This window comes from Streptomyces sp. NPDC058964, assembly GCF_042741275.1.
GTDB lineage: Bacteria > Actinomycetota > Actinomycetes > Streptomycetales > Streptomycetaceae > Streptomyces.
Window position 1 is genome coordinate 6,940 of sequence record NZ_JBHYKH010000253.1, and the last position, 5,787, is coordinate 12,726.

At 71.1% G+C, this 5,787-nt stretch carries 7 protein-coding genes and 1 pseudogene; 4 read left to right on the forward strand and 4 right to left on the reverse strand.

The window, feature by feature from the left end:
• Window positions 1-434: pseudogene (locus tag ACFW2E_RS27270) on the forward strand (NUDIX hydrolase); the annotation flags it as partial.
• A gap of 469 nt (window positions 435-903) precedes the next feature.
• Here the strand turns inward: ACFW2E_RS27270 and ACFW2E_RS27275 are convergent.
• Window positions 904-2,007, reverse strand: coding sequence for a Ca2+-dependent phosphoinositide-specific phospholipase C (locus ACFW2E_RS27275; RefSeq protein WP_384469710.1), 1,104 nt, complete (start codon window positions 2,005-2,007; stop codon window positions 904-906).
• A 181-nt stretch (window positions 2,008-2,188) separates the two neighbouring features.
• On the opposite strand from ACFW2E_RS27275, the gene ACFW2E_RS27280 reads away from it, so the two are divergent.
• Together ACFW2E_RS27280 and ACFW2E_RS27285 are read left to right on the forward strand one after the other, a co-directional pair.
• On the forward strand, window positions 2,189-2,821 hold the full coding sequence (locus ACFW2E_RS27280) for a S1 RNA-binding domain-containing protein (protein WP_384469711.1): 633 nt from the start codon (window positions 2,189-2,191) through the stop codon (window positions 2,819-2,821).
• Window positions 2,710-3,021, forward strand: a complete 312-nt coding sequence (locus tag ACFW2E_RS27285) for a S1 RNA-binding domain-containing protein (RefSeq protein WP_384469712.1) — start codon at window positions 2,710-2,712, stop codon at window positions 3,019-3,021. The genes ACFW2E_RS27280 and ACFW2E_RS27285 overlap by 112 nt, the downstream gene beginning before the upstream one ends.
• Window positions 3,022-3,184: 163 nt before the next feature.
• On the opposite strand, the gene ACFW2E_RS27290 is transcribed toward ACFW2E_RS27285, so the two are convergent.
• Both ACFW2E_RS27290 and ACFW2E_RS27295 read right to left on the reverse strand, forming a co-directional pair.
• Window positions 3,185-3,595, reverse strand: a complete 411-nt coding sequence (locus tag ACFW2E_RS27290) for a hypothetical protein (RefSeq protein WP_384469713.1) — start codon at window positions 3,593-3,595, stop codon at window positions 3,185-3,187.
• 79 nt (window positions 3,596-3,674) lie between these two features.
• Window positions 3,675-4,466: an SDR family NAD(P)-dependent oxidoreductase gene (locus ACFW2E_RS27295; RefSeq protein WP_384469714.1), complete on the reverse strand. Its 792-nt coding sequence runs from the start codon at window positions 4,464-4,466 to the stop codon at window positions 3,675-3,677.
• Window positions 4,467-4,654: 188 nt separating this feature from the next.
• Here ACFW2E_RS27295 and ACFW2E_RS27300 point away from each other — a divergent pair, with 188 nt between their 5' ends.
• Window positions 4,655-5,254 (forward strand): TetR/AcrR family transcriptional regulator, encoded by a 600-nt coding sequence (locus tag ACFW2E_RS27300; RefSeq protein WP_384469715.1) that lies wholly within the window; start codon window positions 4,655-4,657, stop codon window positions 5,252-5,254.
• A gap of 233 nt (window positions 5,255-5,487) precedes the next feature.
• Here the strand turns inward: ACFW2E_RS27300 and ACFW2E_RS27305 are convergent.
• On the reverse strand, window positions 5,488-5,787 hold a 300-nt coding region (locus ACFW2E_RS27305), incomplete at its 5' end, for a ricin-type beta-trefoil lectin domain protein (RefSeq protein WP_384469716.1).

Consider the following 5,787-nt stretch of genomic DNA (forward strand, 5'->3'; position numbering starts at 1 on the left):
CGGGACGCCGGGGGGGGGGCCGCCGGCCCCCCCCCCCGCCCCCCCCCGGCCGGCCGCACCCCCCCGGGGCCCCCCTCCCCCCCCCGCCGCACGGCGAGCCGCTCGAGGTGGCCGCGCTCCGCGCCCACGCGGCTCGGGAGCTCCTGGAGGAGACCGGCATCACCACCCCGCCCGAAGAGCTGGCCCTCTGGCTCGTCACACGCGGGGAGCGCGGGAACGTCGGCTTCCTGTTCCGCGCTCCGGCCCGGCCGGCCGAGCTGCTTCACCACCGGTTCGCGGCTCTGGTGGCCTCGGAGGCGGCACGGGGTCGCGAGCCGGAGTTCGACCGGATCGCCTTGGTCCGTTCCGAGGCGGACCTGGCCGGCCTCGGGGCGCCTCAAGTGGACTATCTGGCACCGGTCGTACGACGCCACGCGACGACGCCCGCGGGCTGACCGGGCCACCGCCCGGCGGCACGAGAGCGGTGGCCCGGCCGGGCCTTGACACGAACTGCCGGCTGCCGCACGTTCGGTCGCCGAGCACGGACGGGCCGGGCACCGCGCCCGGTCACCCGAACGGAGCCTTCTGCCCCTCGATGGGCCTTCATCAGGCGGCCCTTGGCGTGCGGCAGCGGGCGACTGCGGGTCAGATGGTGTGCGTGCGACGATCAATGAACATAGCCACAGTGCTGCGGGCCCGCCGTGCCCGCCTCTTCGCGGCCGGGGGGGGGGGGGCCGCCCCGCCCCCGGGGGGGGGCCCGCGCCGCCCCCCCCGCCCCGGCGCCCGCGCCCCCCCCCCCCGGCCGCCCGCCCGCCGCCCGTGCCGGCCACGCCCGGGCGAGTGCGCACAGCCGAGGTGGCCGAGCTCTGGCACGGCTGACGTTCGACCGACGGCTACAGATCCGTTCGTGCCAGGATCACAGGATCAAGGGTTCCAGGAGCAGCCTCGGGGTTGGACCGCGAAGGCGCCGGGCGCGTTCATCCAGTCGAATGTCGTCACGCTCGCCCGGCCTTCCTGGGCGATGTGGCGGACTCGTTCGGCCGCCGCGACCGGGTCCGGATCCGTCGCGTCCAGAGCGGGAGCCACTGACTCCGCTGCGGTCGCGACGGTGAGGTAGCGGTTGGCGCAGTACCAGGACAAGTCGGGCGTCCCGCTGAGCCAGTCGGTCGCCTGGTCGTCGAAGAGGACGAACCAGGGACGCAGTGAGGGATCGTAGATCTCCCGAGGATCTCCGCCGCCGGGGGTGAGATCCGTCTCCGGCCACATCATGGCCTGGTCGAGACCGCCCGCCGCCGCCAGATCGCGGACGTGCCGTGCGTACTCCTCGGCGGTGGAGAGGGTGTCGAGGTCATAGCCGGCGAGCCGGTTCTCGATGGTGCCGGTGATGGGGTAGAAGACGAACTTCCCGCGCATCTCCCGCCATGAGGGCCAGGCCCCGGCCTTCGCGGCGGAGTCGAGGTCGGGGTACTTCCCGTGCACCATGTCGGCGGGTTTGAAGATGTTCTCCGCACCGATGTGATTCCTGATGAGCTGGTCGATCTCGGCGGGCCCCATGCCGGCATTGCTGCGGAAGCCCCACTTCAGCTCGAGCTTGACATAGACGGGGTCATGGTCCGGGTGGCTGCGGCTCCAGTCGCCGAGGTTGTCCAGGCAAGTCCGCAGACTGCCGTTGCGCCACGTGGTCTTGAAGACCCCGGAGCCGGTGGTGTAGGTGCAGTTGTTCTCGTTGAACAGCGGATCGGAGTGGCTGACGATCCATCCGGCGGTGCCGCCGTAGGTGGTGTAGACGTCGATCTCCAGCAGGTGCGCGCCCATGTCGAGTTCTTTGGTCAGCCGGTTTGACTTGGCGGGATCGTAGGCGTTGTGCAGGCCCGAGACGGCGACCCGGTCCAGTGGAGTGTCGTCGAGACCCGAGGCGGCGTGGGAAGGCGCCGGATCGAGCGCCAGGGCCGTTGCCAGCAGCAGGAGCGCCAGGCCGGCGCGGAATCTTCGCGAGGAGCGGGTCAAGGCGGAAGTCTCTGCACCCATATGAAGTCCTTACAGGAGAACCGCGGTGAGTCGCGCCGGACTGTACCGGCGGTAACTCCCCTTGCGCTACGGGGCGGTGCGAAACTCCGGGCGTTGTGCCGAGTGGCGGATGTGCCTGCGAGTACGACTGCAGGAGCGCCCCGCAGACCGGCGCTCGGCTCCTCGCGAGAGGCTGAACGCCATGGACGGAGCGGCGGACGACGGGTCGTCGGCCCGGGAGTTTCTGGCGGCGACGCGTGCTGGTGACCTCTGCGGCGGCACCATCGCGGAGGTCACGCGGTCCGGAGCGGCCGTGACCCTGGACGGGTTCTCCGCCCATCCGCTGGGCATGGCAGGGCCCTTGGAGCAGTCCTGGTGCGGGCCCCGGTTCCCGGCTGCGGACGTCGGTCGCCGGATCACCGCGGAGGTGATCTCCGTCGATCCGGACGAGGGCCGGGCCCAGCTGTCCACGGCCGCAGCCGAGAACCCCGGACCATGGGCGTTCCTGAAATCACTTCGGCGTGGCCAGATCCTGCCCGGCACGGTCGCGCCGATCGAACGGTTCGGTGTGTTCGTGGCACTGGACGACGGCCCCGGCCACCCGGTCCTCCCCGGCGTCCGGTTCATCTCGGTTGCCGAACTCTCCTGGCGGCATTTCGAGGCGGTCTCCGACGTCGTGACGGTCGGTCAGCGCGTCGCATGCGAGTTCCTTCAGTTCGACACATGGAACGGAGAGGCGCGTTGTCCTTGCGGGCGACGCAGCCGGATCCCTTCCGTACCTTTGCCGACACCGTCGCGCCGGGCCGGACACTGCGGGGTCACGTCACCAAGCTGATCCCGTTCGACGTCTTCGTCCGGGTCTGCGACGGGGTCGAGGGACTGGTCCATGTCCGGGAGCTCTCCTCGGCACCTGTCGGGACTCCGGAAGGAGTCGTCCAGGTCGGCGATGAGATCACGGTGGTCGTCACGGGGATCGACCGAGAGCGGCGCAGGCTGACGCTCTCTCGGCGACGCGCCTGCCCCGGCCTCGATTGACCTCGCCGTCCGCCTCTTCGGCGTTCACGGCCGCCGGCGGGGAGCCTCGCCGTCCGGGACATCCGGACTCGCGAAGTGGAAGGGAACGGAAAGACGGGCGGCCAGGGCCCGGCCCGCCCTGTCGGCGGCCGCCGCTGACGGGTGAAGCGCGCCGGGTTCCCCGTCATCTCCCGGACAGCGCACGGGCCGAATGCCGATGGATCGTGGCCAACCGGTGCTCACCCGTGGGGTCAGCGGTGACAGCGAGCAGGTTCACGAACCAGTCGTGAACGGTGTCGCCGCCCCAGATCGCCTCGATCACCAGGATGCGGCCGGAGCAACCGGCGGCACGGGCAGCCAGAGACTCCAGGTCCAGGGGGCTGTCGGGGGTACGGGCGATTCTGTCGCCGTGGTGGAGGTAGCGGTCGTTGACGACGAGCAGAGCGTCATTCAGCCCGATCCCGCGCGCACGGCCGACGTCCAGGACCACGCGCACCGCAGGCAGGAGGGCATCCCGCAGGACGTACCCGTCGACCTGTGCACGGACGCCCGCCGACAGCAGTTCCCACCCGCCGGCGCCGGTCATGTCGGTCATCCGGACACCCCCGTCTCCCCCGCGCCCCTCACCGCGGGGCCGATGACCCACTCCACGGCCGCGCCCGGCCGTCAGGAGGTCAGCGGCTCGACCGCTGCGCCGCCACGATCACGTCCATGGTCTGCTCCGCTCCCGCCAGCCGCTGCACCCGCTCCGAGAATCCCGGGAAGTGCGACGCGATCTTGGTGAGCAGCCTCAGCTCGAACGGGGCGACGTTGATCTCGGCGACATCCCGCTCGATCGCTCGCATCACCCCCTTGACGACCCGCTCCGGCGCAACGGTGCGCACACCGCCGGGCGTCGGCGAGCCGGTGTTCGCGAACATGCCCAACTCCCGTACGAAGCCGGGCTGGACGATCGAGACCCCCACGCCCGTGCCGTGCAGGTCCTGGCGGAAGGACAGGGAGAATCCCCGCAGGCCGAACTTCGTCGCGGTGTACATCGACGACGACTTGGTGGCCGCTATTCCGGAGAGCGATCCGACGAAGCAGATGTGTCCCTGCTTCGCGGTCACCATGTCCTCCGCGAGCAGTCGGGCGAGCACGGCCGGGGCCCGCAGGTTCACCGAGATCGCCCGATCGATCTGCTCCGGCGTGTAGTCCAGCACGTCGCCGCTGGAGGGCAGGGCCGCGTTGGCGATGAGGATCTGCGTCCCGGCGGCCTCGGAGGCGAGCCGCAGCACATCGCCCGGATCGGCGAGATCGGCGAGAATCGTACGGGCGCCCAGGCGCGCGGCGATCGGGTCCAGCGCCTCACGACGGCGCCCGGTGAGGATCAGGTCCGCGCCCCTCGCCGACAGTTCGGCGGCGAGCGCCCCACCGATACCGCCCGTCACTCCCGTCAGCAGAACGGTTGCCCCAGCAATGTGCACGACTGACCTCCGGTCCTGTTCGTTCGAACGAACAATAGAGAGGACGGGTGATCCTGTCCACCGGTGCACTCACGCGCCTCCTCCCGGTGCGCACTCCCGCCCGGTTCCGCACCGCGCCCGGTTCCGTACCGCGCCCGGTTCCGCGCCCCGGCCGGAGGCGGGAGCGCACTGGTGGAACAATGGGCGGCATGCCCAACGCCGCCCCCTCCACCCCGACGCGTCAGCGCATCATCACAGCCGTCCTGCGGATCATCGGCGACGACGGGGTCGCGGCGGTCACCAACAGGAGGATCGCGAAGGAAGCCGGCGTCTCGCTCGGCTCAGTGACCTATCACTTCGCCACCCAGCACGACCTGCTGCGTGAGAGCCTGCTGTACTTCGTGCGCGAGGAGGCCCGGCACTTCACCGAGCTGGCGGACCAGTGCCAGACCGAGGGCCTGGCCATCGAGGACGCGGCGTCCCTGGCCGGCCAAGTGGCCTGCGGAACAGCCCTCGACAGCGCGCATCTCGCGCCGTTCGAGCTGTACTTGCACGCCGGACGTGACGAGCGGCTGCGCGAGGCGGCTTCGGAGGCGTTCACGGCCTACGACCGGCTCGCCACCCAGATCCTCACCGCCCTGGGCGTCCCGAACGCGGAACACCTCGCGGCCACCACCGTCGCCGTGGTGATGGGCCTGCAGCTCCGCCGCCTGGCGACCGGCAGCACGGCGGACGACCTTGTCGACGCCCTGCTGTTGCTGGCTCCGGGAGCTGCCCGCCGGTCGCCCGGGCAAGGACTTCCCGCCTAGCGCCCACCGTCGGCCGCACCCGGTTACAGCCCTGCCCGAACCGACCTTGTCCATGAACAGGGCTTACCTGCCCGAACCGTTGACGCGGACGCAACAACTCCGTCTTCGGAGCAACCGCCTTCTCCCGGGTGGGCGGCCGTCGCACCACGCGCATGAGCTCGCGGTCCCGCCGGTGAACGGAACCGCGAGCTCATGCGTGTGGTGCGGTTGAGGGGGTCGCGGAACGCGGCAGGTCAGGCCGCGGGCAGCGTCCACTTCTGCGCGGCCGTCCCGTTGCAGGCATAGATCTGCAGTCGTGTGCCCTCCGCGGTGGACGAGTTGGGATCGTCCAGGCAGCGGCCGGAGTTGGGATTGGTCAGGGAGCCGTCGGCGCCGATCGTCCACTTCTGGGCGCCGGTGCCGTTGCAGGTGTACAGCTGGACGAGGGTGCCGTTGGCCGTCCCGCTGTTCGATACGTCGAGGCACTTGCCGAGGGTCCGCAGGGTGCCGTCGGCCGCGACCGACCAGTCCTGGGCGTCTGTTCCGTGGCTCGT